Annotated in this window: 27 protein-coding genes; 24 read left to right on the top strand and 3 right to left on the bottom strand. The window is 31.3% G+C overall.

All coding sequences use genetic code 11. From position 1 onward, the window contains the following. Positions 1-6: 6 nt before the first annotated feature. The 4 genes from mnmG to C7H52_RS03140 all read left to right on the top strand — a co-directional run bounded on the left by mnmG (position 7) and on the right by C7H52_RS03140 (position 3,899). Positions 7-1,878, top strand: coding sequence for a tRNA uridine-5-carboxymethylaminomethyl(34) synthesis enzyme MnmG (mnmG, locus tag C7H52_RS03155; protein ID WP_106462435.1), 1,872 nt, complete (start codon positions 7-9; stop codon positions 1,876-1,878). Positions 1,879-1,908: 30 nt separating this feature from the next. Next, positions 1,909-2,337, top strand: coding sequence for a hypothetical protein (locus C7H52_RS03150; protein ID WP_106462434.1), 429 nt, complete (start codon positions 1,909-1,911; stop codon positions 2,335-2,337). Continuing rightward, positions 2,330-3,172, top strand: a complete 843-nt coding sequence (locus C7H52_RS03145) for a class I SAM-dependent methyltransferase (protein WP_106462433.1) — start codon at positions 2,330-2,332, stop codon at positions 3,170-3,172. The genes C7H52_RS03150 and C7H52_RS03145 overlap by 8 nt, the downstream gene beginning before the upstream one ends. 217 nt (positions 3,173-3,389) lie before the next feature. Further along, positions 3,390-3,899, top strand: a complete 510-nt coding sequence (locus tag C7H52_RS03140; RefSeq protein WP_106462432.1) for an OmpH family outer membrane protein — start codon at positions 3,390-3,392, stop codon at positions 3,897-3,899. A 55-nt stretch (positions 3,900-3,954) separates the two neighbouring features. Here C7H52_RS03140 and C7H52_RS03135 read toward each other — a convergent pair whose 3' ends face one another. Next, positions 3,955-4,353, bottom strand: coding sequence for a DoxX family protein (locus tag C7H52_RS03135; RefSeq protein ID WP_106462431.1), 399 nt, complete (start codon positions 4,351-4,353; stop codon positions 3,955-3,957). A 2-nt stretch (positions 4,354-4,355) separates the two neighbouring features. After that, a complete protein-coding gene (locus C7H52_RS03130) occupies positions 4,356-5,510 on the bottom strand; it encodes a DNA polymerase III subunit (RefSeq protein WP_106462430.1) in 1,155 nt (384 codons plus the stop codon). Positions 5,511-5,622: 112 nt separating this feature from the next. On the opposite strand from C7H52_RS03130, the gene C7H52_RS03125 reads away from it, so the two are divergent. The 3 genes from C7H52_RS03125 (at position 5,623) to C7H52_RS03115 (ending at position 9,452) form a co-directional block, all read left to right on the top strand. After that, on the top strand, positions 5,623-6,810 hold the full coding sequence (locus tag C7H52_RS03125; protein WP_106462429.1) for a phosphoglycerate kinase: 1,188 nt from the start codon (positions 5,623-5,625) through the stop codon (positions 6,808-6,810). Between the two features lie 103 nt (positions 6,811-6,913). Continuing rightward, entirely contained in the window at positions 6,914-8,467 is a 1,554-nt protein-coding gene (locus tag C7H52_RS03120; RefSeq protein WP_106462428.1) for a lytic transglycosylase domain-containing protein, read from the top strand. Positions 8,468-8,471: 4 nt separating this feature from the next. Further along, positions 8,472-9,452 carry a DUF4837 family protein gene (locus C7H52_RS03115; RefSeq protein ID WP_106462427.1) on the top strand — a complete coding sequence of 327 codons (981 nt, stop codon included), beginning with the start codon at positions 8,472-8,474 and terminating at the stop codon, positions 9,450-9,452. Positions 9,453-9,523: 71 nt separating this feature from the next. On the opposite strand, the gene tatA is transcribed toward C7H52_RS03115, so the two are convergent. Continuing rightward, positions 9,524-9,712 (bottom strand): twin-arginine translocase TatA/TatE family subunit, encoded by a 189-nt coding sequence (gene tatA, locus C7H52_RS03110; protein ID WP_106462426.1) that lies wholly within the window; start codon positions 9,710-9,712, stop codon positions 9,524-9,526. Between the two features lie 118 nt (positions 9,713-9,830). On the opposite strand from tatA, the gene C7H52_RS03105 reads away from it, so the two are divergent. The 17 genes from C7H52_RS03105 to hisF are packed head-to-tail and all read left to right on the top strand — an operon-like array spanning position 9,831 to position 26,575. Further along, positions 9,831-10,700 (top strand): M23 family metallopeptidase, encoded by an 870-nt coding sequence (locus C7H52_RS03105; protein WP_106462425.1) that lies wholly within the window; start codon positions 9,831-9,833, stop codon positions 10,698-10,700. After that, positions 10,701-12,197 (top strand): GH3 auxin-responsive promoter family protein, encoded by a 1,497-nt coding sequence (locus C7H52_RS03100; protein ID WP_106462424.1) that lies wholly within the window; start codon positions 10,701-10,703, stop codon positions 12,195-12,197. It begins immediately after the preceding gene. 31 nt (positions 12,198-12,228) lie between these two features. Further along, positions 12,229-13,920, top strand: a complete 1,692-nt coding sequence (locus C7H52_RS03095) for a DUF6909 family protein (protein ID WP_106462423.1) — start codon at positions 12,229-12,231, stop codon at positions 13,918-13,920. After that, positions 13,921-14,973, top strand: coding sequence for a YveK family protein (locus C7H52_RS03090; RefSeq protein WP_106462422.1), 1,053 nt, complete (start codon positions 13,921-13,923; stop codon positions 14,971-14,973). After that, on the top strand, positions 14,963-15,973 hold the full coding sequence (gene rfbB / locus C7H52_RS03085; RefSeq protein ID WP_106462421.1) for a dTDP-glucose 4,6-dehydratase: 1,011 nt from the start codon (positions 14,963-14,965) through the stop codon (positions 15,971-15,973). Before C7H52_RS03090 ends, rfbB begins: the two co-directional genes overlap by 11 nt. A 2-nt stretch (positions 15,974-15,975) precedes the next feature. Then, the gene (gene rfbA / locus C7H52_RS03080; protein WP_106462420.1) at positions 15,976-16,836 is read left to right on the top strand and encodes a glucose-1-phosphate thymidylyltransferase RfbA; all 861 of its coding nucleotides are present in this window, start codon (positions 15,976-15,978) and stop codon (positions 16,834-16,836) included. Position 16,837: 1 nt separating this feature from the next. Beyond that, positions 16,838-17,380 carry a dTDP-4-dehydrorhamnose 3,5-epimerase gene (gene rfbC / locus C7H52_RS03075; protein WP_106462419.1) on the top strand — a complete coding sequence of 181 codons (543 nt, stop codon included), beginning with the start codon at positions 16,838-16,840 and terminating at the stop codon, positions 17,378-17,380. Beyond that, the gene (rfbD, locus tag C7H52_RS03070; protein WP_106462418.1) at positions 17,381-18,229 is read left to right on the top strand and encodes a dTDP-4-dehydrorhamnose reductase; all 849 of its coding nucleotides are present in this window, start codon (positions 17,381-17,383) and stop codon (positions 18,227-18,229) included. It begins immediately after the preceding gene. Positions 18,230-18,248: 19 nt separating this feature from the next. Further along, positions 18,249-19,517, top strand: a complete 1,269-nt coding sequence (locus C7H52_RS03065) for a nucleotide sugar dehydrogenase (RefSeq protein WP_106462417.1) — start codon at positions 18,249-18,251, stop codon at positions 19,515-19,517. Between the two features lie 6 nt (positions 19,518-19,523). Further along, positions 19,524-20,510 (top strand): SDR family oxidoreductase, encoded by a 987-nt coding sequence (locus C7H52_RS03060; protein ID WP_106462416.1) that lies wholly within the window; start codon positions 19,524-19,526, stop codon positions 20,508-20,510. A 41-nt stretch (positions 20,511-20,551) separates the two neighbouring features. Beyond that, a complete protein-coding gene (gene pseB, locus C7H52_RS03055; RefSeq protein ID WP_106462415.1) occupies positions 20,552-21,571 on the top strand; it encodes a UDP-N-acetylglucosamine 4,6-dehydratase (inverting) in 1,020 nt (339 codons plus the stop codon). A gap of 2 nt (positions 21,572-21,573) precedes the next feature. After that, the gene (gene pseC / locus C7H52_RS03050) at positions 21,574-22,722 is read left to right on the top strand and encodes a UDP-4-amino-4,6-dideoxy-N-acetyl-beta-L-altrosamine transaminase (RefSeq protein ID WP_106462414.1); all 1,149 of its coding nucleotides are present in this window, start codon (positions 21,574-21,576) and stop codon (positions 22,720-22,722) included. Beyond that, positions 22,715-23,419, top strand: coding sequence for a pseudaminic acid cytidylyltransferase (pseF, locus tag C7H52_RS03045; protein WP_106462413.1), 705 nt, complete (start codon positions 22,715-22,717; stop codon positions 23,417-23,419). Before pseC ends, pseF begins: the two co-directional genes overlap by 8 nt. Next, entirely contained in the window at positions 23,403-24,032 is a 630-nt protein-coding gene (locus C7H52_RS03040) for a pseudaminic acid biosynthesis-associated methylase (RefSeq protein ID WP_106462412.1), read from the top strand. The genes pseF and C7H52_RS03040 overlap by 17 nt, the downstream gene beginning before the upstream one ends. Then, positions 24,032-25,183, top strand: coding sequence for an N-acetyl sugar amidotransferase (locus tag C7H52_RS03035; protein WP_245918524.1), 1,152 nt, complete (start codon positions 24,032-24,034; stop codon positions 25,181-25,183). Before C7H52_RS03040 ends, C7H52_RS03035 begins: the two co-directional genes overlap by 1 nt. Continuing rightward, positions 25,183-25,803: an imidazole glycerol phosphate synthase subunit HisH gene (gene hisH / locus C7H52_RS03030; RefSeq protein WP_106462411.1), complete on the top strand. Its 621-nt coding sequence runs from the start codon at positions 25,183-25,185 to the stop codon at positions 25,801-25,803. Before C7H52_RS03035 ends, hisH begins: the two co-directional genes overlap by 1 nt. Further along, complete coding sequence (gene hisF / locus C7H52_RS03025; RefSeq protein WP_106462410.1) at positions 25,796-26,575, top strand: imidazole glycerol phosphate synthase subunit HisF; 780 nt, start codon at positions 25,796-25,798, stop codon at positions 26,573-26,575. Before hisH ends, hisF begins: the two co-directional genes overlap by 8 nt. Positions 26,576-26,579: the final 4 nt, after the last annotated feature.

Here is a 26,579-nt window from a genome sequence, read left to right as displayed (position 1 = left end):
ACAATTATGTTTCAAGATGAATATGATGTAATAGTTGTTGGTGCTGGTCATGCTGGTAGTGAAGCAGCAGCTGCAGCAGCTAATATGGGGTCCAAAACTCTTCTTATAACCATGAATTTACAAAACATTGCGCAAATGTCTTGTAATCCGGCTATGGGTGGTATTGCTAAAGGTCAAATTGTAAGAGAAATTGATGCTTTAGGTGGTTATAGTGGTATTGTTTCAGATACTTCTGCTATACAATTTAAAATGCTTAATAAATCTAAGGGTCCTGCTATGTGGAGTCCAAGGGTGCAAAGTGACCGTATGCGTTTTGCAGAAGATTGGCGTATGATGCTTGAGCAAACTAAAAACTTAGATTTTTACCAAGAAATGGTTTCAGGTTTGTTAATTGAAAATCATAAAGTAGTTGGAGTAACTACATCGCTTGGTGTTAAAGTAAAAGGTAAATCTGTTGTTTTAACAAACGGAACTTTTTTAAATGGACTTATTCATATTGGTGATAAAAATTTTGGTGGTGGTAGAGCAGGAGAAAGAGCTGCAACTGGAATTACCGAGCAATTAGTTCAGTTAGGTTTTGAATCTGGCCGAATGAAAACAGGTACACCGCCACGTGTAGATGGTAGATCTTTAGATTTTTCTAAAATGACAGAGCAACCCGGAGATTTAAACCCAGAAAAGTTTTCATATTCCGATATTACAAAACCTTTAACGCATCAACGTTCTTGCCATATGTCATATACTAGCGAGAAGGTCCATGATTTGTTGCGGGAAGGTTTCGATAGAAGTCCTATGTTTAATGGACGTATTAAAAGTTTGGGTCCGCGTTATTGTCCTTCAATAGAAGATAAAATTAATCGTTTTGCAGATAAAGACAGGCATCAACTTTTTGTGGAGCCTGAGGGCTGGAATACCTGCGAATATTATATTAATGGGTTTTCCACTTCACTTCCAGAAGATGTGCAATTTAAAGCCTTAAGTTCTGTAGCTGGTTTTGAAAACGTCAAATTTTTTAGACCTGGATATGCTATAGAATATGATTATTTCCCACCAACACAATTAAAACACACCTTAGAAACAAAGTTAGTTGAAGGATTATATTTTGCTGGACAAATAAATGGTACTACCGGTTATGAAGAGGCAGCATCTCAAGGTTTAATGGCGGGTATTAATGCGTCTCTAAAAATACATGAAAAAGAATCTTTTATTTTACAAAGAGATGAGGCTTATATAGGTGTTTTAATAGATGATTTAATTACAAAAGGTACTGAGGAGCCGTACAGAATGTTTACTTCGAGAGCCGAATATAGAACCCTTCTTCGTCAAGATAATGCCGATGTTCGATTAACGCCAAAAGGTTTTGAAATAGGATTAGCTTCCGAAAAACGTTTAAGACGTATGGAAGAAAAGAACGATAAAGCTATGCAATTTGTGGAGTTTTTTAAAGAAACTAGTGTGGAACCAGATGAGGTTAATCCGATCTTAGTATCTAAAAATTCTGCCGAGGTGAGACAGAAAGATAAGATGTTTAAACTGTTTGCTAGGCCTAATATAGATATCTCAGATATGAAACAAATTGAATCTGTTTCTGAATATATTAAAGAGCATAATTTAGTTAACGAAGAAATAGAGCAGGCGGAAATTCAAATTAAATATTCTGGATATATTGAACGAGAACGTGCTAATGCCGATAAATTAACTCGTCTAGAATATATTAAAATTCCACAAGATTTTGATTACTCTAAGTTAGTATCAATGAGTTTAGAGGCTAGAGAAAAGCTTAAAAACATTAAACCTGTTACCATTGCTCAAGCGAGTAGAGTTAGTGGTGTATCACCTAGTGATATTTCTGTTTTATTAGTTTATTTAGGGCGTTAATTTTAAAGTGTTCCACGTGGAACATCCGGAATGGAATCTATAGTTTTAAAGAAAAATAAAGATATTTATAAAATTATAACTGCGGTTTTAATTGCGTTATTTCCAATACATCCTGTTTTTACTTTATATTTTGATTGGCCTGTAATTTTAAAATGTGTACTTATTTTAATCTGTTTAGGCTTTAGGAAATATTATATTTTCGAATTTAAAAAACAACTGGTTCAAGTTAGGTTTCTGGGTTTGAAACTTAATGAAAATTCAATATTTGAACATTCTGCAAATTACTTATTAATACATAAAGCTGTTCAGGATACTAAATATGAATTAAGAATTGGAACCGATAAAGAATATGAGATAATTGTAATTCATAAAGATTATTTTTATGTATCTAATTTAGCATCTCAACTAAGTCATTTATTACATATAGATTTGTATAACCCTTTTGAAGATTATGATTAATTTAAAAGTAAAAGATTATTCCGTTTCTAATGAAATTTTTACTCTGGTTAAAAATAATAAATATGGTTATTTAGAAACAACACCTCAGCCAAAATTAAATGACTTAGCGTCATATTATGAGTCAACCGATTATATTTCGCATACCAATAGTAAAAGAAATTTATTTGAAAAAATATATCATACTGTTCGAGAAATAACTCTTAAGCAAAAAATTAATCTTATAAAATCGCAACATGAATCTAATCAAAAACATATTTTAGATATTGGTTGCGGAACAGGACATTTTTTAAAATCTTGTTTAAATGAAGGTTGGAATATTACTGGAGTGGAACCAAATCCACAAGCCAGAACTATTGCAAGTCAACTAACAAAAAAAAACATATTAGATTCTAAAGAGCTATTTCAATTAAAACCTTCTAGTTTTGATGTGATTACATTATGGCATGTTTTAGAACATTTACCAGATTTAGAACATCATATGCAACAATTTAAAAACTTATTAAAGCCAGATGGCATTTTAATAGTTGCGGTACCTAATTACAAAAGTGATGATGCATCTTATTACGGAAAATATTGGGCTGCATATGATGTGCCAAGACACTTATGGCATTTTGACAAAAAAAGTATAAATGCTTTATCTAAAGCTTTCAATCTTAAACTTACTCAAACTAAACCCATGTGGTTTGATGCTTTTTATGTTTCTTTATTATCTGAAAAATATAAAACAGGTCAATCCAACTTTTTAAAATCATTTTGGATAGGATTGCGATCTAACTTAAAAAGTTTACGTAATAAAGAGTTTTCTTCACTCATTTATACAATAAAGCACAATTAAACGTATTTTAAAAAGTTTTAAGCCTTTTTTAAACCATTTCTAGGGAGTTTGTGTAGATTCTAAAATTACGCTCTTAGAACCTTTAAAAATAACATATTTATGATAAGATTAAACTATCACATATAAAATTATAATAATTAATTCTTATGATTAATATTTTTTCATCATGTCTTAGGTTTACATTACATTTGCAGCTTAAAATATAAAAGATAATAAAATGAAAAAAATAGGTTTAATTTTAGTTGCAGCTTTAGCATTAAGCTCATGTCAAAAACAAAAATTTGGTTTTGTAAATAATACTAAAGTTATCAATGAAGTAAATTTCAAAAAAGATTTAGAAACTAAATTTACTGCCAGAGAAGAAAAATTAAATAAAAAAGCTGATAGTTTAGGGCGCTCTTTTCAGGAAGAGGTTAAAGTGGCTAGTGAATTAGCAGCAACTTTAAAAAGTGAATCTCGTATTCAAGAATTATCTCAAAACTTACAACAGAAAAACGATAATTTAAGTCGTATGTTACAAGGTGAAAAGCAGCAGTTAGCTAACGAGTACAGAACAGAAGTTGATTCGTTAATTTCTAACGTTAAGAAGTTTGTAAAGGAATATGGTAAATCTAATGGTTACGATTATATTTTTGGAACTAGCGATAATACTGCAAGTGTAATGTACGGACCTGAAGGAGAGGATTTAACAGAAGAGATTATCAAAAAATTTAATGAAAAAAAGTAAATACTTTTAATCTAATTATAAAAAAAGGCTCAACATAAGTTGAGCCTTTTTTTAGTTAAGATGTAAATATATACAAAGCAAATATAGCAGGTATAAAGTAAACAGCTATGGTTTTTGCACCTTCATAATCTTTAGCTAGGCGTTGACCAAATAATAATAACAGTAAGGTTACACAAGATAAAACGGTTCCCATAGTTGCAAAATAGCGCGTGCCATAAGCTAGAATTTCAATTATACCAATAGTACAAAGCAATCCTGCAAAAATTTCAGTTGCTAAAATAATACCTACACTTAAAGGCACGATTTTACCTAAAAATGTACTTTTAAAATGTTCTTTAAGCCAAGAGATATTCCCATTCCAGTCTATAACTTTGTCTATTCCGGATTGTAAAAAAGTTATTACTAAAAATAATAGTAATATAATTTCTGTAGTATTAAATAAAATAAATTTCATAGTTAGTCTTGTTTAGCGTGAAGTAATCGGGTTAGTTTTATTGATAAATCCGTTAAAATAATTTTAGAATTTCCATTTCTTTCAATATGGTAAATTGCATCTTGTAAAGCTTCAGAAATATCTAAAATGTTATTATTATGTACAAATGGCGCAAATTTAGCTAAGTCAAAATTTTTCGTTTTAATATCAAAATATACTAAACTGCTAGCGTTATAATTAAGTAATAAAGCTTGTCTAAAAAAATTAATACAATAATTTAAAAATAGTTTTTGAGTTTCTCGTCCTGTTTTAGCAATTTCTTCACTCCAACTAATTAAATCATGAATAGCCGTTTTGTTTCCTTTGGCTTTAAAGGCACTTCTTATCCAAGTAATAAACCAAGTTTCAAATTGAATCTCTTCACTGTCTTGATAAACTAAATCACAAGCTTTATTGTAATTACCATCCGATTGTCTTGCTATAGCTAAAGCATCTTTTTCAGAAATACTATACTGTTTGACCAAGCCGTTTTTAATATCTTCTTCTGCCAATGGAGGAAAATGTAAAATTTGGCAACGTGATCTAATAGTGTTTATAATTTGCTCTTCATCTTCAGCTATTAAAAGGAAAATAGTTTTATTTGGTGGTTCTTCAATTAGTTTAAGTAATTTATTAGCAGCAGCAGTATTCATTTTCTCAGCCATCCAAATTAACATAATCTTATAGCCACCTTCGTAAGACTTTAAAGCTAAAGCTTTAATAATATCTAAAGCTTCATCTACACCAATTTGTCCCTGTTTATTATCAACGCCTAAACGTTTATACCAGTCATAAAGGTTACCGTAGGGTTGTTCTTTTAAAAGGGTTCTCCATTCTGGTAAAAAGTGAGATGAGACCGGATGTTTTTTAACTTGGTCTGTAGTTGTTACTGGAAATGCAAAATGCAAATCTGGATGAGAAAACTGTTCAAACTTTAAATTACAAGCTGCATTTCCCGTATTATTTTCCCCATCGGTATTTTGACATAACACGTATTGCGCATAAGCAATCGCCATAGCTAGAGTTCCAGATCCTTCTGGACCCACAAATAATTGAGCATGTGGAATCCTTCCGTGATCTACGCTTTTAATAAGGTGAGATTTAATATAATTTAACCCTAAAACATCTTTAAATAACATAAAGCAAATATAAAAGACTTAAAAATTATAGTTGTTATAATATGTCTTTTAAATATATAAAAAGTTTATCGACTTTGTTATATTTGAAACATAACTACTTAACTTAAAAAGAATGAAAACCCTGAATGATTTTAACTTTAAAGATAAAAAAGCACTAATAAGAGTAGATTTTAATGTGCCCTTAGATGCAGATTTTAAAATTACCGACGCTACTCGTATCAAGGCCGCTAAACCTACTATAATAAAAATATTAGAAGATGGCGGTAGCTGTGTGTTAATGTCACATTTAGGTCGTCCAAAAGGCGTTCAAGAAGAATTTTCATTAAAACATATTGTAGACGAAGTCGAAAATGTTGTTGGTGTAGAGACCAAATTTGTAAATAACTGTGTTGGGGAAGAAGTTGAAGCAGCCGCAGCAAACCTAAAACCTGGAGAAATTTTAATTTTAGAAAATCTAAGATTTCACGATGAAGAAACTGCGGGCGATAGAGACTTTGCAGAACAATTATCAAAATTAGGAGATATTTACGTTAATGACGCATTTGGAACTGCTCATAGAGCACATGCTTCTACAACCATTGTTGCAGAATTTTTCCCAGATAACAAATGTTTTGGTTTCTTATTAGAACAGGAAATTAAAAGTATCGATAAAGTTATGAAAACAGGCGAAAAACCTGTTTTAGCTATTTTGGGAGGAGCAAAGGTGTCTTCTAAAATTACTATTATTGAAAATATTTTAGACAAAGTAGACCATTTAATTATTGGTGGTGGAATGTCTTTTACATTTATTAAAGCTCAAGGAGGTAAAGTAGGAGATTCTATTTGTGAAGACGATAAAATGGAATTGGCTTTAGATATTTTAAAGCAAGCCGAAGCTAAAAATGTTAAAGTTCATATTCCTGTAGATGTTATTGCGGCAGACGACTTTAATAACAATGCCAATACGCAAGTTGTGGATATTAAAGAAATCCCAGATGGTTGGCAAGGACTTGATGCTGGACCAAAATCTAGAGAAAATTTCAATGTAGTTGTAAAACAATGTAAAACCATTTTATGGAATGGACCATTAGGCGTTTTTGAAATGGAAAATTTTGCAGCAGGAACAATCGCTTTGGGTAACTCTATTGCAGAAGCAACCAAAAACGGAGCTTTTTCTTTAGTTGGCGGAGGAGACTCTGTAGCTGCAGTTAAAGAATTTGGTTTTGAACATAAAGTGAGTTACGTTAGTACAGGTGGTGGTGCAATGCTGGAAAGTCTTGAAGGTATTACATTACCTGGAATTGCAGCAATACAAAAATAAAAAAGCATTTATAAAAGGGTTGCCTCATAAGTAGCCCTTTTTTATATAATAAATATACGATTTTACGCCTCATGGCGTTAAAACATGACAATTAAATAGACCTATGACTATTAAGTATTTCTTTATTTTTCTTTTTGTTCTGACTTTTAATACCATTAATGCACAGGATACAACTCAGGTAACTACAAAAAAAGTAGTGTTAACCGAGAAAGTGGGTGGTATAGATTTTAAAACTAAAACCATTACAGCAGAAATTCTTTCCGATAGCACACAAACACTTTTAGATAATCAAATAGCTGAAGCTTTCGAAGAGAAATGGAAAGAGGAACTATATAGTAATACCTTATTCGATACTATATACAGGGATGTAACAGGTTTAAAGTATGAAGCGGTTTATTATCCAGAATTGCCTACAGACACTTTAAAAGCGCGACTGCAACGCTTGCAAGCAAGAACACCTTTTAATGTAGAATATAACGCAGAACTTGAAAGTGTAATTAAAAACTTTCTGAAAAACAGGCATCAATCTTTAGAGCGTTTAATGGGGTTAAGTACCTATTATTTTCCAATGTTCGAGAGAGAATTTGACAATTTAGATATTCCACTAGAAATGAAATATCTTGCAATTGTAGAATCTGCACTTAAACCAAAAGCAAAATCTCGTGTTGGAGCTACAGGTTTATGGCAATTTATGTATGCTACAGGAAAGCAGTATGGTTTAGATGTGTCTAGTTATGTAGATGAGCGTAGCGACCCTATAAAATCAACTACAACAGCAGGAGTATATTTATCTCGTTTATATGATATTTTTGGCGATTGGGATTTAGCTCTAGCTGCTTATAATTCAGGTCCAGGAAATGTATTAAAAGCAATAAGACGTTCTGGTGGTTATAAAAATTACTGGAACTTGAGACCTTTCTTACCACGTGAAACAGCCGGATATGTACCAGCTTTTTTAGCGACTATGTATATTTTTGAATATGCCGAAGAACATGGGTTTATAAAACATAAGCCTAAATACAGACATATTGAAACCGATACCATTCATATTAAACGTACCATTTCTTTCGATCAGATTTCTGAAGTGACTGGTGTGGATATTGAAGAGATCCAGTATTTAAACCCTACTTATAAACTAGACATTATTCCTTTTGTAAAAAACAAAAACTACACATTAACACTTCCAAAAGAAAATATGGCCATTTTTGTAGCTAATGAGGAGCAAATATATGCTTATGTCAAAGAGGAAGAAGATAAGAGAGAAAAACCTTTACCTCAATTGGTGCAATCTGAAAATAAAATTAGATATAAGGTAAGGGCTGGAGATTATTTAGGTAAAATTGCAAGAAAATATAATGTTAGAATAAGCCAGCTTAAGCAATGGAATGGTTTAAGAAATAATAATATTAGTATCGGGCAAAGACTAACCATTTACACGCGGAACATACCTTCTAAAACCACAGTTGCTAGTAGTAATAGTACTGAAAAATCTTCAAAAACAAGCTCAGGAAAAATTTACACAGTGAAATCTGGAGATTCGCTTTGGAGCATCTCACAAAAATTTCCTGGAGTTTCTGTAGAAAATATTCAAAAGTGGAACAATATTAGTGGTACTAAACTTAAATTAGGAATGAAACTTAAAGTCTCTAAAAGCTAACACCATGAAATATTGTATTCAATTTTTTTTAATTCTTGTTTTTTTAACCTCATGTAATGATGGAGATAAGAAAAAAAATCGCATCCTGTCGGACTCTTCAGGAAATTTAAATAACCTTTCTGTTGTTGTAGACAACGATGCTTGGAACTCTGAAATAGGCGAAAGTATTCGCAATATTTTTGCTGCTCCTGTAGATGGCTTGCCGCAAAAGGAGCCATTATTTAATATTAATCAAATTCCAACAGCTGTTTTTTCAGATTTTGCAACTAAAAATCGACTTATACTAAAAATCGATAAAAATCCTTCAAAAGGTGTAGATTTTAATAACAATACTTATGCAAAACCACAGAAAGTAGTTGTAGTTAAAGGAAATTCTAAAACAGAAATTATTGAAGTCTTAAAAGAAAATGCTAGTAAAATTATTACAGCCTTTAAAGATGTAGAAATTAAAGAACGAAAACGCCAAATTGCAAAATCTTTAAGTAGCGATAAAGCTATTAAAGAGCGTTTAGGAATTACCATTAAATATCCTTCTGTTTATAGAACAGCAAAAGAAGAAAATAATTTTTTCTGGTTAAGAAAAGATATTACAACAGGTACAACAAATATAATGTTGTACGAAATTCCTCTAGACCAGTTAACCATTGATACTACTTTAGTACAGCAAATAATTAAAATTAGAGACAGTATTGGCGAAAAATATATTCCAGGTCCCACCGATGGTACCTTCATGAAAACGGAGGAAGCTTATTCACCATTTTTTTACACAACTATTTTAGATGGCAAGCCAGCTTTTGAAATGCGTGCCACATGGGATGTTAAAGACGCTTTTATGGCAGGTCCTTTTGTAACTTATGTTATACGAGATGACGAGAATAACCGTTACCTAATAGCAGAAGGATTTACATTTGCACCATCTGTAAATAAAAGAGATTATATGTTCGAGCTTGAAGCTATTATCAAGTCAATTCGCTTTTTGCAATAATATCTAAATAAATTAAATAAAAAAACCAACGCAAATGCGTTGGTTTTTTTATTTATAGTAAAATGATATAATTAATCTTTTTTTACTTCTTTTTTATCATCATCATCCTTACTAGCGTCTTTAAATTCTTTCATTCCGCTACCAAGACCACGCATTAATTCTGGAATTTTTTTACCACCAAAAAGAAGTAATAAAACCACAACTACTAAAATGACTTGAGGTACTCCAATCATTCCTAAAAATATACTTGCTGAAATCATATCTAAAAAATTTAGGATACAAAGTTAGTAATTTAAGTTTAATATTAACGTTTAAATACTAACTTTAGCATCTGTTGGACCTATAAAACACTTATAATTTAATTACTTTTGTTAGCATATGGCAAAAAAGAGAAAACCCCGTAGAAAAATTAGCAAGAAATTGCTACACAACTATAGGTTATTACTATTAAATCAAGATACGTTTGAAGAAAGGTTTTCATTAAGATTAAACCTACTAAACGTCTTTATTCTAGTTTCATTATCTTCTATTTTTCTGGTTGCAGCAACTACTTTACTTATTGTATTTACACCTTTAAAAGAATATATTCCAGGATACTCATCAAGATCTTTAAAAAAGAAGGCAACATTATTAACCCTAAAAACCGACTCTTTACAAGATGTCATAAATGTTAATGAGAAATATTATGAGTCTATAAAACAAGTCTTGTCTGGCGATTTAAAAGCTGAAGACGTTTCTAAAGATTCTATTATTGCTTCAGTAAAGTTAGAAGCTAGTAAACTTAATTTTAAACCGAATGCTCAAGACTCTACGTTAAGAGAAAAAGTAGATAAAGAAGATAAGTACAGTATTTTTGATGCCGCACAAACAAAAGCAAATTTTATTTTGTTTAGACCTGTAAAAGGAACTATTACCGAAAATTTTAATATCAAAGAAAAACATTTTGCAGTAGATATTTCTGTAACAAAAGATGAACCTGTTAAGGCAACAGCAGATGGAACAGTTGTTTTTTCAGACTTCACAACACAAACCGGATATGTAGTTATTATAGAACACAAATATGGTTTAATATCTGTATATAAACACAACTCTAAACTCACTAAAAAACAAGGAGATTTAGTTAAAGCAGGAGAAGTTATTGCTATTTCAGGCAGTACAGGCGAGTTGTCTACTGGACCTCATTTACACTTTGAGCTTTGGAGTGATGGTTATCCGGTAAATCCAAATAATTTCATAGATTTTAAATAAATGGGTTTAAAAGCAATTTTAGCAAAACCATTTGCGACTTATATAAAATTTAAAGTGAATAATTGGGCTAATAACCCAGTGAAAACACAAGAAAAAGTATTTAAAGAACTTATAAAACAAGCTTCTCAAACCGCTTTTGGAAAAGATCATGATTTTAATTCTATTCATACTTTCGAAGATTTTAAAAAGCGTGTTCCAGTTCGAGATTATGAAGGCTTAAAAGCCTATGTAGATAGAGCAGTAAACGGTGAAGAAGACGTTTTGTGGAAAGGAAAACCATTATATTTCGCAAAAACTTCAGGCACTACTTCAGGAGCTAAATATATTCCGCTAACTAAAGAAAGTATGCCTAATCATATTGAAGCTGCAAGAAATGCGATATTACTTTATATTGCAGAAACCGGTAATAGTAGTGTGGTTAATGGAAAAATGATTTTTTTACAAGGTAGCCCTATTTTAACCGAAAAGAATGGCATTCAATTAGGACGCTTATCTGGAATTGTGGCACATTATGTTCCAGCATACTTACAAAAAAATCGCATGCCAAGCTGGGAAACCAATTGTATTGAAGATTGGGAAACTAAAGTCAATGCTATAGTTGAAGAAACCCTGCAAGAAGACATGAGTATTATTTCAGGTATTCCTTCTTGGGTACAGATGTATTTTGAAAAAATTCAGCAAACCACAAATAAAAAAGTTGGAGACGTTTTTAAAAATTTCAATTTATTTATTTACGGTGGCGTTAATTATGAACCTTATCGTGCTAAATTTGAGAATTTAATAGGTCGAAAAGTAGATAGTATCGAGTTATATCCTGCTAGCGAAGGTTTTTTCGCTTATCAAGACAAACAAAATGAAAATGGGATGTTACTTCAACTCAATTCTGGTATGTTTTATGAGTTTATAAAAGCAGATCATTTTTTTGATGAAGACCCTGAAAGAATCACCATTAAAGATGTAGAGAAAAACGTTAATTATGTTATGATTATTTCTACAAATGCAGGACTTTGGGCTTATAATATTGGAGACACTGTAATGTTTACCAGCTTAAAACCATATAGAATTATTGTTTCAGGACGTATTAAACACTTTATCTCTGCTTTTGGAGAACATGTGATAGGGAAAGAGGTGGAATATGCTTTAAAAGAAGCTCTACAAGTATTTCCTCAAGTTAGAGTTTCGGAATTTACTGTAGCTCCGCAAATTAACCCAGAAGCCGGTTTGCCTTATCATGAATGGTTTATTGAATTTGAAAATAAACCCAAAGACTTCACAGAATTTTCTAAGTATATTGATGAATCTTTACAAAAACAAAACTCATATTATTTCGATTTAATTGAAGGAAAAGTACTTCAACCTTTAAAAATAAGTTCACTTAAAAAGCATGCATTTCAAAATTATATGAAGTCGCAAGGTAAATTAGGTGGGCAAAATAAAATTCCAAGATTAACAAACGATAGGACTATAGCAAACCAGCTTACAAAATATTTATTGTAACTTGTCGTTAATAATAACACTAACAGCCTAAATGAAACCGAATAAAAATATATTAGAACGCACACGCGCTCAAGAAAGTAGCAGTGCTATAGAGCGTTTGTACATTACAATGCGTCATCTCTTTAACAGAGGTTTCTATAAACCTATGGGTGTTTCTGGAGAAACATTAAGAGAATCTCTATTGGTTTTAAGACCTGAAATATATGGTTATATAGCCGAAGACAAAACAGAATTAGTAGGTTTAAAATATGTAATAGACCGCTTGCCAATAGGAATAGAAGAGTGTCGTTTTATAAACCTTACAAGTGATGAGGGTTATAAAAATTCTCACTTTACGCCAATAATTCCAGAAAAACGACGCAGGCATTGTTATCGCATCGATAAAGAACAAATGAATATCGAAATTACACGTGGAAGAAGTGAGATTTATGATATTCTAACACATCTTACCTTTTTGTTTATAGAATCTGAAAAGATTTGTAAGCGTGTTTTAATTGACGAAAATGGTACAACTTCTAGAGATTGGCAAAAGCTTGAAAATGCCATTTTAAACACTGAGGAATTAAGCCAACAAGAACGCGAGATTGCTATTACACACACCGCAAATATTTTAGGGCATACGTTTAAAGAAATATCAGAATTATATACAAATTTTGCAACAGATAAAAAACCGGAACGTTTCCTTGAAATCATATATTGGTTAGGTCATCTGGCGATAAAGGAGCATTTAACTAATGAAAAACGAATAGTTACATTTAGTAAGGTGTTACGTGAACGTTTAGGTCATCATATTCATGGAGAAATCTGGTCGGACCATATTAAAACCATTTTAGTTGAAAATAAATTTGAAGACCGACCAATTCATATTATAAGTGCTAATCTTCATAGTGTTATGAACACATTATATGCCCCAAAAGCTCTTCCAAGTGAAATTAAAAATGGTGTATTTACTACTTATGAAGCATTAAGTTTAAAAGCAAATGATAAATTACGTCAAAAAGTAGAAAAAATTGCTTTGGCTAATGGTATGATAAATATTAAAGATACCTCAGGGACAAATATTGATGTACAAATTTTTGATTCTAATAAAATTGATGTCTCTAAATTAGATATTAAACTAACTTTAGACTCCAATAAGCTTAAAAATCCTATTATATTTGTCATGGATTATGCATTTGGAGAGCAGGCTTATGAAGTTATAGATGAGCTTTTAAAGCCATACCAAATAGAAGATAAAACAGTAAGTTTAAATATTGAATCTATCTCTATTATGGGTAAAGCAGGAATTTTAGAAGGAAAAAAAGGAGATATTATGATACCTTCAGCACATATTTTTGAAGGTACTGCAGATAATTACCCATTTAAAAACGAGTTATCTAAATCCGACTTTAAAAATGAAGATTTAAATGTTTTTGAAGGTTCTATGATTACGGTACTAGGGACATCGCTTCAAAATAAAGATATTTTAAAATTCTTTTTCAATTCCACGTGGAATGTGATAGGATTAGAAATGGAAGGAGCGCATTACCAAAAAGCTATTCAATCGGCTTCAAAAGTAAGAAAGAGTATAAATCCAAAGGTAAAAGTAAGATATGCCTATTATGCAAGTGATAATCCTTTGGAAACTGGAAGTACTTTAGCTTCTGGAGGCTTAGGAACTTCAGGAGTCAAGCCAACATATGTTATTACAAGAAAAATTTTAGAACAAATATTCAAACAGTAGATGAGCACAGAACAAAAAAATAATAAAGATACCGAAGAGGTAGATTTAATAGTATTCTTTAATTACATAGGGGATGCACTTAGTAGATTATTTAGATTTGTAGGAAACATCCTAAAGTATCTGTTTTCTAGTATAATATATATATTTAAGGTTCTTTTTAAGAGCTGGAAGATTATTTTAAGTGTTTTAATTATTGCTATAATTTTAGGTTACTTTTTTGATAAAAATAGAACAAGTACGTATCAAACATCTATGCTTGTAGAACCTTATTTTGATACCAAATATCAATTAGTTACAAATATTGAATATTTTAATGCTCTTATTGCAAGTAGAAATATTGAAACTCTAAAAGATATATTCGATATTGAGGAGGATGTTGTTAAACAAATTGTAAGATTTGAAATAAAACCAGGTCCTGAAACTGAAAATGACCGTAAACTTCAATATGAAGATTTTTTAAAATTATTAGACAGTACAAGAGCAAAAGAATATTCTTATGAAGAGTTTGTAGAGAATAGAAGTATTTATTCTGGTAAGCTTTTTAATATAACTGCTTATACTAAAAAAAATAACATATTTAACAAATTAGAAGACGGTATTGTAGCATCTTTTACTAACGATTTCTCTAGAAAATCGAGACAACGAAGAGATACGTTGTTGGCCATACAAAAAAGAAATTTAATTGTCCAACTTAAACAAATTGATTCTCTTCAAAACATTTATATCGAGGTCCTTAAGGACGAATCGAAAAAAATAAAAAGTAACGTAGATTTAGGAGGTATTTCATTTTCTACCGATAGACAAACAACTAAAGAGTACGATTTGTTTTTAGAAGAACAACGAATTAGAGATCAATTGAAAGCTATAGAAGAGCAGCGTATACAAGAAAATGAATATTTTGACGTTATTTCTGGTTTTCAAAAAGTCGGAAATAAAGTATCACCATGGTTTAGAGGATATATATACCTATTTCCCATTTTAGCTTTTTTCTTTATTTGTATTTTCTTTTTTGTGAAACAGTTTATAAAGTTCACACTTAATTATGAAAAATAGATGTGTTTTAATTACAGGTGGAGCAGGTTTTATAGGGGCAAACTTTGTTGAATATATTGTAGTTAAAAACCCGGATACCTTTTACGTTAACTTAGATAAATTAACCTACGCTGGAAATCTTGAGAATCTTAAAGAAGTTAATCAATCTAATTATACTTTCGTAGAAGGAGATATCTGTAATAGAGACTTGATTGAAAAATTATTTGAGAAACATCAGTTTGACGGAGTTATTCACTTTGCTGCAGAGTCTCATGTAGATAACTCTATTAAAAATCCGGGTGCGTTTATAGAGACGAATATTACAGGTACATTTAACTTAATAGATGTTGCCAAAAATTTTTGGATGTCTGCTCCTAATACCTATAAACAAGAATTTGAACACGCAAGATTTCACCACATTTCTACAGATGAGGTATACGGTACTCTCGGAGAAACAGGTTTGTTTACAGAAGATACACCATATGCACCAAACAGTCCATATAGTGCCTCAAAAGCGGCTAGTGATTTTGTCGTGAGAAGTTATTTTCATACTTATGGGATGAATGTAGTTACCACAAATTGTTCTAACAATTATGGTCCAAAACAGCACGATGAAAAATTAATTCCAACCATTATTAGAAAAGCCTTAAATGGAGAAGCAATTCCTATTTATGGCGATGGAAAAAATATAAGAGATTGGCTATACGTATTAGACCACTGTAAAGGTATAGACTTGGTTTTTGAAACAGGTAAAGCTGGGGAAACTTACAATATTGGTGGTCGAAATGAACGGAACAACTTATATATTGTAGATACCATTTGTAGTATTTTAGATAAAATTAAACCTTCTAAAAAAAGTTATAAAGAGCAAATATCTTTTGTAACCGATAGACCAGGACACGATTTTAGATATGCTATAGATGCTAATAAACTTGAAAAGGAATTAGGCTGGAAAGCCGATGAAAATTTTGAGTCTGGGATTGAGAAGACCATAAACTGGTACTTAAAAAAATATAATTAATTATGAAAGGCATAATTTTAGCAGGTGGATCGGGAACAAGATTACATCCACTAACAAAGGTTTTGAGTAAACAGCTTATGCCTATTTATGATAAACCCATGATTTATTATCCGCTTTCAACATTAATGGAAGCTGGTATAAATGAAATTTTAATTATTTCAACCCCAGAACATTTACCGTTATTTAAACAATTATTAGGAGATGGTTCTCATTTGGGCTGCACATTTGAATATGCTGTACAAAAAGACCCTAATGGTTTAGCCGAAGCTTTTATTATTGGTGCAGATTTTATTGGAGACGATAAAGTGGCTTTAATTTTGGGCGATAATATTTTTTACGGCACAGGATTATCAGAGTTACTTCAGGATAACAATGATCCGGATGGTGGTATTGTTTACGCATATCACGTTACAGATCCAGAGCGTTATGGTGTGGTAAATTTTGATAAAAGTGGAAAAGTACTTTCAATAGAAGAAAAACCAGAACATCCAAAATCTAATTTTGCGGTACCAGGAATCTATTTTTATGATAATACAGTTGTAAATATTGCAAAATCTATAAAACCAAGTCATCGAGGAGAACTTGAAATTACAGATGTAAATAAAGCTTACTTAGAGCAAGGTAAATTAAAAGTGAGTATTCTTGACAAAGGAACTGCGTGGCTAGACACAGGAACTTTTAATTCACTTATGCAGGCTTCTCAGTTTGTTGAGGTTATCGAAGAACGTCAGGGTTTGAAAATTGGCGCTATAGAAGGTGTGGCATATAAAATGGGATACATTACATCTAAACAATTGGAAGCATTGGCAACACCACTTCTAAAAAGCGGTTACGGAAAGCATTTAATGAGCTTATTAAGTTAAAATGACAGTTACAAAAACCAAATTAAACCATTGTTTTATTATAGAGCCTAAAGTTTTTGACGATCAAAGAGGTTATTTTTTTGAATCGTATAACAAGACTAATTTTGAAAAAGAAACAGGTCTAAACCCGGATTTTATTCAGGATAATGAGGCGTATTCCACAAAAGGCACTTTACGTGGTTTACATTTTCAGAAAGGAGAGTATGCTCAAGCCAAACTAGTAAGAGTTACTCAAGGGGAAGTTTTAGATGTTGCGGTTGATTTAAGACCTGATTCTTCAACTTTTAAGGAATATATTTCGATAGAGCTTTCAGCGGAAAATAAAAAACAATTATTTGTACCCAGAGGTTTTGCTCACGGTTATATTGTACTTAGTAACACGGCTGTATTTAATTACAAATGTGACAATGTTTATCATAAACCTTCAGAAGGTGGAATTATTTATAACGATACTACCTTAAATATAGATTGGATTCTAGATGAAGAGACTTTTATTATTTCAGATAAAGATAAAATTTTACCATCTATAAACGATTTGTTTTAAATGAAACACATTTTAGTAACAGGTGCAAATGGTCAATTGGGGCAATGTTTAAAAGTGCTGGCTCAATCCTCAGAGCATAGCTTTACTTTTTTAAATAGTAAAGAATTAGATGTAACAAACCCAAACCAAATCACTTCTGTTTTTAAGACACAATCCTACGATTTTTGTATTAACTGTGCAGCTTACACAGCGGTAGATAAGGCTGAAAGTGAGGTAAACCAAGCTCAAAGCATAAATGCTCAAGGCGCTAAAAATCTTGCAGAAGCCTGTAAAACATTTAACACAGTTCTAATACATATTTCAACAGATTTTGTGTTTGATGGTACCAAGCATATATCATATATAGAAACAGACGCAACCAATCCTTTATCGGTTTATGGACAAACAAAATTAGAAGCCGAGCAATATATTCAAGAGATTTTAGAAAGGTATTATATTATTAGAACGTCCTGGTTGTACTCTGAATTTGGAAAAAACTTTGTTAAAAGGATGCTTCATTTAGCCAGAAACCGTGACGAGCTAAATATTGTAGATAATCAAATAGGAACACCAACCTACGCTATGGACTTGGCAAAGGTTATTTTGAAAATGATACCTACTGAAGTATATTATGGGTTGTATCATTTTAGTAATCAAGGTGTTGCGAGTTGGTATGATTTTGCTAAAGTTATTTTTGAATTAACACAGACAACAATTAAAGTTAATCCTATACCAGCATCTAGTTATCCTACACCAGCTGAAAGACCTCATTTTAGTGTTCTAAATAAGGCAAAAATTGTTCAGAATTTTAATTTAGAAATACCTTATTGGCAGGAAAGTCTTAAAAAATGCATAAAAGCCTTATTTTAGCATAAAATTTATCTTTTAGATGGAAGTTAAAATAGCTATAATAGGCTTAGGTTACGTTGGATTGCCCTTAGCTGTGGAGTTTGCAAAAAAGTATCAAGTTATAGGTTTCGATATTAATCAAAGCCGTATTTCAGAATTAAATAAAGGGGAAGATCATACCTTAGAGGTTTCTAAAAAGGCGCTACAGTCAGTTTTGAATCAGGAAAAATTAGGCTTGGTTTTTTCATCAAGTATAGATGATTTAAAAGAAGCCAATTTTTATATTGTAACCGTACCTACACCAGTAGACGATAATAAAATGCCAATTTTAACTCCGTTAGTTAAAGCATCAGAAACCATTGCACAGGTTTTAAAACCTAATGACATTGTGGTTTACGAATCTACCGTTTACCCAGGTGTTACTGAAGATGTTTGTGTCCCTATTTTAGAAAAAAATAGCGGACTTCAATTTAATAAAGATTTTTATTGCGGCTATTCTCCAGAGCGTATAAACCCTGGTGATAAAACACACACGGTTACGAAAATAAAAAAAGTAACATCAGGTTCTACGCCAGAGATTGGTGAAAAAGTAAATGCAGTTTATGCATCAATAATAACTGCAGGAACCCATTTGGCGCAAAGTATTAAAGTAGCAGAAGCTGCTAAAGTTATTGAAAATGCCCAACGCGATATTAATATTGCATTTGTTAATGAGTTAGCAAAAATTTTCAATAAATTAGACATTGATACACATTCAGTTTTAGAAGCTGCAGGAACAAAATGGAATTTTTTACCATTTAAACCAGGTTTAGTTGGTGGGCATTGTATAGGCGTAGACCCATATTATTTAGCCCAAAAAGCTCAGGAAGTTGGATACCATCCAGAAATTATTTTAGCAGGAAGACGTATTAATGATTCTATGGGAGAATTTGTGGCAACACAAGTCTTAAAATTAATGGCTCAAAAAGCTATTGAAGTTAAAAATTCGAAAGTTTTAATGTTAGGGATTACGTTTAAAGAAAACTGTCCAGATATAAGAAACACTAAAGCAATAGATGTTTACAAAACCTTAGCATCTTTTAATATGAATGTGGATGTTTACGATCCTTGGGCGGATAAAAACGAAGTAGAAAGTGAATATGGAATTACTTTAAAGGAAAATTTAAATGAAGCCTATGACGCTATAATTCATACTGTAGCTCACACTAAATTTAAAACTTTAGACATCACAAAACTGGCAAAAGAAAATGCAGTAATTTACGATGTTAAAGGAACTTTGGATGTTACTAAAATTGATAAACGATTATAATATAAAATGTACGAAACCCCTTATCATACAAACGATTTATCAACTTACTCTTTTTTAGTTACAGGTGGAGCTGGATTTATAGGATCTAATCTTGTCGAGTATTTATTAAAGTATAATGCAAAAAAGGTCGTTATTTTAGACAATCTTAGCAATGGACATTTTAAAAATATAGAAGGTTTCGTAAACCCACCAAAATGTGAATTTATAGAAGGTGATATAAGGAACTTAGAAACCTGTAAAACTGCTATTAAAGATATAGATTATGTACTACACCAAGCAGCATTAGGTTCTGTTCCAAGATCAATAAACGATCCTATTACTTCAAACGATGTAAATGTATCTGGATTTCTTAATATGTTGTTAGCCGTAAAAGAGTCAAAAACCGTTAAAAAAATGGTTTATGCAGCGTCTTCTAGTACCTATGGAGACAGTAAAGTGTTACCAAAAGTTGAAGATAATATTGGTAAACCGTTATCTCCATATGCTATAACAAAATACGTAAACGAGTTGTACGCAGATGTATTTTCAAAAACGTACGGTGTTCATACAATCGGATTACGATATTTTAATGTCTTTGGCCCTAAGCAAGATCCAAACGGTGCTTACGCGGCGGTTATTCCATTATTTATGAAGGGTGCGTTGGGAAATAAGACCATTACAATTAATGGTGATGGCGAGCAAACTAGAGATTTTACATTTATAGAAAATGTTGTGCAAGCCAATATTAAAGCAGTACTTTCTAATTTAGAACAGCATGAAGTATTCAATGTAGCTGTTAATGATAGGATTAGTGTAAATAAATTATGGAATACCATAAAAACAATCACTAATTCAAAAAGTGAAATAAAGTATAATTCACCAAGACAGGGTGATGTAAAAGATTCTTTAGCAGATATTAGCAAAGCGAAAAATCTATTAAATTACACACCTAAATTTGAATTAGAGAAAGGGTTGGGAATAACTCTAGACTGGTTTAATAATAAAAATGTTTAATTAAAATACTTATATTGGCCTTTTAAAAGAAAAATAAAAAAATGCTAGATTTAAAAGAAAAATCAATACTAATTACAGGAGGTACAGGCTCTTTAGGAAAAGCTTTAACGACTCATATATTACATAAGTATCCAAATTTAAAACGCTTAATTGTTTTCTCAAGAGATGAACAAAAGCAGTTTCAAATGGCTCAAGAGTTTCCTGCATCAAAATACCCTCAAATACGTTATTTTATTGGAGATGTTCGTGACAAAGAAAGGTTAGAACGTGCATTTCAAAAGGTAGATTATGTTATACATGCTGCAGCAATGAAACATGTACATATTGCAGAATATAACCCAGACGAATGTATTAAAACAAATATTGGTGGTGCAGAAAATGTAGTAGATGCTTGTTTTAAAACTAAGGTTAAACGTGTCGTTGCATTATCTACAGATAAAGCTTGCGCACCTATAAACCTTTACGGTGCTACTAAATTGACTTCAGATAAATTATTTATTGCAGCCAATAATATTAAAGGTGAAAATCCAATTCGTTTCTCTGTCGTTAGATATGGTAATGTTATGGGGTCTAATGGCTCTGTTATTCCTTTTTTTATTAATAAAAAGAAAGAAGATAATAAGTTACCAATAACAGATCCAAACATGACTAGATTCAATATTTCTCTTCAAGGTGGAGTAGATATGGTAATGCATGCTTTAGAGCACGCTTGGGGTGGCGAATTATTTGTGCCCAAAATCCCATCTTATCGAATTATGGATGTTGCCGAAGCAATTGGACCAAATTGTGAAAAACCCGTTGTTGGAATTCGTCCTGGAGAAAAAGTTCATGAAGAAATGATTACTGCTTCAGACTCTTTCTATACTTACGATTTAGGAAAGTACTATACTATTATTCCTGCTACCCCATCGTGGAGTGTAGATGATTTTATACAAGCTTTTGATGCTAAAAAAGTAGAAAGTGGCTTTAGTTACAATTCTGGAGATAACGAAAAATGGGAAACGGTAGAAAGTTTAAGAACACTAATTAAAGAGCATGTAGATGCAACGTTTGAAGCTTAAAAATGAAACAATCTATTCCATATGGTAAGCAAAATATTCAGCAGGACGATATAGATGCTGTTGTACAAGCTTTAACCTCAGATTATTTAACACAAGGACCAAAAGTAGCAGAGTTTGAAACTGCTTTTGCAAACTATGTTGGTTCAAAATATGCGGTTGCAGTTAATAATGCAACTGCGGGATTACATCTAGCTGTTTTAGCGTTAGATTTACAACCTGGAGACCGTGTTATAACTACACCAATAACTTTTGCGGCGTCAGCAAACTGTGTACGTTATGCAGGTGCCGAAGTTTGGTTTGCAGATATAGATAGAGAAACGTACACGTTAAGTTTAGAAAGTACTAAAGAGCTTATAGAGAGTAAACCCAAGGGTTTTTTTAAGGGAATTATTCCAGTAGATTTTGCTGGTCTGCCTGTAAACCTTGAATTATTTCGTGAATTAGCAAACAAACATAACTTGTGGATTATTGAAGATGCTTGTCATGCACCTGGAGGCTATTTTATAGATTCTAAAAACGAAAAACAGTTTTGTGGTAATGGTGTTTATGCAGATATTGGCGTGTTTTCCTTTCATCCAGTTAAACATATCGCCTGTGGAGAAGGTGGTATGTTAACAACAAATTCAGAAGAACTTTACAAAAAATTAAATCTTCTACGTACTCATGGGATTACTAAAGACCATATGACAGAAAACCATGGGGCTTGGTATTACGAAATGCAAACTTTAGGATTTAATTACCGTTTAACCGATATACAAAGTGCTCTAGGTATAACACAATTAGCAAAAAATGAGAATGGTGTAAGAAGACGAAATGAAATAGCTTCAAATTATAAAAAAGCGTTTAGTGGTAAATTAAAATTTCAAAATTTACCAGAGAATTTATATAATGCGCATCATTTATTCGTTGTTGAGGTACAAAATCGTAAAGCGCTTTATGAGTATTTAAAAGAAGAGAATATTTATGCACAAATACATTATATTCCAGTACATACACTTCCATATTATAAGCAAATAGGTTACGAAGGTGCAAATTTACAGAATGCTGAAGATTACTATAGTAAATGCATAAGTCTGCCAATGTACCCTAGCTTAACTAGTGATGAGCAGATTTATGTTATAGAAAAAGTTTTAATTTTTTTAAATGGCTAATTTAGCAATCATACCAGCACGAGGCGGAAGCAAACGTATTCCAAAAAAAAACATTAAATTATTCCATAATAAACCGATTATAGAATATACGATCACGACCTTAAAAAACTCAAATTTATTTGATGAGGTCATGGTTTCAACAGATGACTTAGAAATTAAAAATATAGCTGAAACATTGGGAGCAAAAGTTCCTTTTCTTAGAAATGAAGAAAGCGCAAATGATTTTGCGACGCTATCTCAGGTTATATTGGAAGTTTTAAGCATGTATAAACAACAAGGAAAACAATTTGAACACGTATGTTGTATGTTGCCTACAGCTGCATTAATTTTACCATCAAAAATAAAAGAAGGCTTTGACCTTTTAAAAAATAAAAATTTAAATACAGTAGTCCCAGTTATAGCATTTAGTTACCCTATTCAAAGAGCTTTTAAAGCAGAAAAGGGCATTTTAAAACTTAGAGAACCTAAACATATCAATACAAGATCTCAAGATTTAGAAACTCATTATCACGATTCTGGTCAGTTTTACTGGCTAAATGTTGAAGACTTTTTGAATGAAAAAACGATATTTTCAAATAAAACAGGGTTTATAGAATTAAAAGAACATGAAGCTCAGGATGTCGATACATTAGAAGATTGGCAAATGCTTAATATAAAATATAATTATAAAAATTTACATAATGAAAAAAACGTATAAAACAGACCAAGAAGAATTCTGGGCAGGAGAATTTGGCGAGCAATATATAGACAGAAATAAAGGAGAAAAACTATTAGCCTCTAATCTTAATTTTTTTAACAAAGCTTTATCTAGTGTAGTTAAACCAGAATCGTTTATAGAATTTGGTGCAAATATTGGAATGAACTCAAAAGCTTTAAAGTTATTATTTCCAGGAACTCAAATAAAAGCAGTGGAAATTAACGAAAAAGCAGCAGCTATACTTAAAGAAACTATTGGAGAGCAAAATGTGTTTAATCAATCTATATTCGATTTTTCATCGGAAGAACAGTTTGATGTAAGTTTTATAAAAGGTGTTTTAATTCATATTAATCCAGATATGCTTTCTGTAGTCTATGAAAAATTATTTAACAGCTCTAAAAAATATATATTAATTGGCGAATATTATAACCCTTCTCCAGTAACTATTAGTTATAGAGGTCATTCAGATAGATTGTATAAACGAGATTTTGCAGGAGAAATGTTAGATAAATATCCTTCATTAGAACTAATAGATTATGGGTTTTCATATAAAAGAGATGTGAATTTCCCTCAAGATGATATCACGTGGTTTTTATTAAAAAAAAATAAATAATGGAAATTAATTATTGTAATGTTTGCCTTTTTCCTGAAACAAAGCCTGATTTGTACTTTAACGATAATGGTGTTTGTTCTGCTTGTATTGCTGCAGAGTCTAAGGATAAAGGGATAGATTGGAAACAGAGAGAAGCAGATTTTAAAACAATTATAGATAAATTTAAACTTAAAGATGATGAAATTGGCTACGACTGTTTAATACCTGTTAGTGGCGGAAAAGATTCAACATACCAAGCTTATTTTATGAAAGAAGTTTGGGGTATGAATCCCCTTTGTGTTTGTTTTGAAACTACAATGGTGACAGAAATAGGACGTCGAAATTTAGATAATATTTCTAAAATGGGTATAGATGTTATCCATTTTAAAAAAAATTACAATGCTTATAAATCTATGGTAAAGGAAGGGTTTATTCGTGTTGGTGATGAAATGTGGCCAAACCATATTGGTATTTTTACCATTCCAATTAACATAGCTGTAAAATTTAATATTCCCTTAATTATTTGGGGAGAAAATTCACAACAAGAATATGGCGGTCCACTTGAAAGTATAGAGAATAATAAATTAACTAGAAGCTGGTTAGAAGAATTTGGTGGATTATTAGGAAATCGAATTCAAGATATGATTGGTGTAGATGGTTTAACAGCTAAAGAATTAACACCATATTTTTACCCATCAGACGAAGAAATTGAAAAAACAGGAATAACCAGTATCTTTTTAGGACATTATTTCTTTTGGGATGCTAGAAAGCAACTAGAAATTATTAAAAAGCATGGTTTTGAGGTTAAAGAAGATGGGCCAGTAGAAGGAACTTATACAAATTATGAAAATATAGATGAACAAATTGTAGGTCTTCATGATTATTTGAAGTTCGTAAAATATGGTTTTGGTAGAGCAACAGACCATGCTTGTATAGATATAAGAAATAAAAGACTTACAAGAGAAGAAGGCTTAGAGCTTGTTAAAAAATTTGATGGTAAATACCCACATCTTTCGGTAAATGCATTTATTGAGTATTCTGGTATGACAAAAAGGGAAATAGATCAAATCTTAGACTCATATACCAATCCTGTATTATTTAAAATGAATGATGACGGCTCGTTTGCTAGAGATAATGATGGTAACCTAATACGTAATTTTGAGATAAATTAATGACTATTGCAATTATTAAATATGGCATGGGTAATGTTGCTTCTGTACAAAAAGTGCTCAAGAAACTAGGTTACAACAGTATTATTACAAATTATGCTGAAGATATACGTAATGCCGATTTAATTTTACTACCAGGCGTTGGTTCTTTTAAAAAAGGGATGGAGAATTTAAAACAATATGGATTAATAGAGGTTTTAAATGAAGAAGTTTTAAATAAAAAAAAGCCATTTATAGGAATTTGTTTAGGGATGCAACTTTTGGCTACATACGGTAATGAACCTACTAAAGTTAAGGGTTTAAACTTTATAAAAGGAGAAGTTATAAAAATTAATTCGCCTAAAAATTTAAGAGTACCACATTTAGGGTGGAATAGTCTTAATATAGTTTCTAATCAAAAAAGTGAGCTATATAAACCATTTAACAAACAAGACTTTTACTTTATACATAGTTATCACTTTAAGGCAGAAGCTATAGAAGATGTTTGCATTACTGTAAATTACGATTTAGAAATGGTTGCAGGATTACAAAAAGATAATATATATGCCATGCAATTTCATCCAGAGAAAAGTCAAGAAGTAGGTTTATTATTATTAAAAACAATTATAGATCAATATGCTTAAATGTAGAGTTATTCCAGTTTTAACGTTTAATGGTTTTGCTTTAGTAAAAACAAAAGGCTATGCTGGTAATGCACGTATGGTGGGTAATGCAGTACAAGCGGCAAAAGTTTACAATGCAAGAAATGTAGATGAATTGGTTTTTTTAGACATTTATGCGTCTGATAAAAACAGGAAAATGAACCTTCAAATGGCTCGTTTAATTATAAACGAATGTTTTATGCCAGTAGCTTTAGGTGGAGGTATAAAAACTATTGAAGATATTAACGATTTATTAGCTATTGGTGCAGATAAAGTTGTTTTAAAAAATAAAATTATTGAAACCCCGGAGTTTATAAATCAAGCTTCAGAAATATTTGGCAATCAGTGTATAGTTCTAGCTATAGACGCCTTAAAAGAAGACGATGGAATTTATTATTTATACAATCGCTTAAATAAAAAAATTCCGCTTTTTCAGTATTTAGAAGATATTAAGAATTATAATTTTGGCGAAATTATATTAACATCTGTAAATAACGATGGTATGATGAATGGTTTCGATATAGATTTGGTAAAACAAGTTGAAAAAATTATAAATGTACCAATTGTGGTTTCTGGTGGGGCTGGAGAACCTCAACATTTTAAAGAGTTATTTTCTCAAACAAATATAGAAGCGGTTGCAGCAGCAAGTATCTTTCATTTTACACGTTATACACCAAGAGATTTAAAATTAGCTATCCAAGAGGTTGGAAAACCTGTTAGGCTAGTAGAAAAAACATTTATTCCTATAAACTAAAAAA

Origin of the sequence: Aurantibacter aestuarii (assembly GCF_003008425.1) — a bacterium.
Classification (GTDB): Bacteria; Bacteroidota; Bacteroidia; order Flavobacteriales; family Flavobacteriaceae; genus Aurantibacter; species Aurantibacter aestuarii.
Note: the sequence above shows the minus strand (reverse complement) of the source record. Positions and strands in the feature narration are given on the sequence as shown.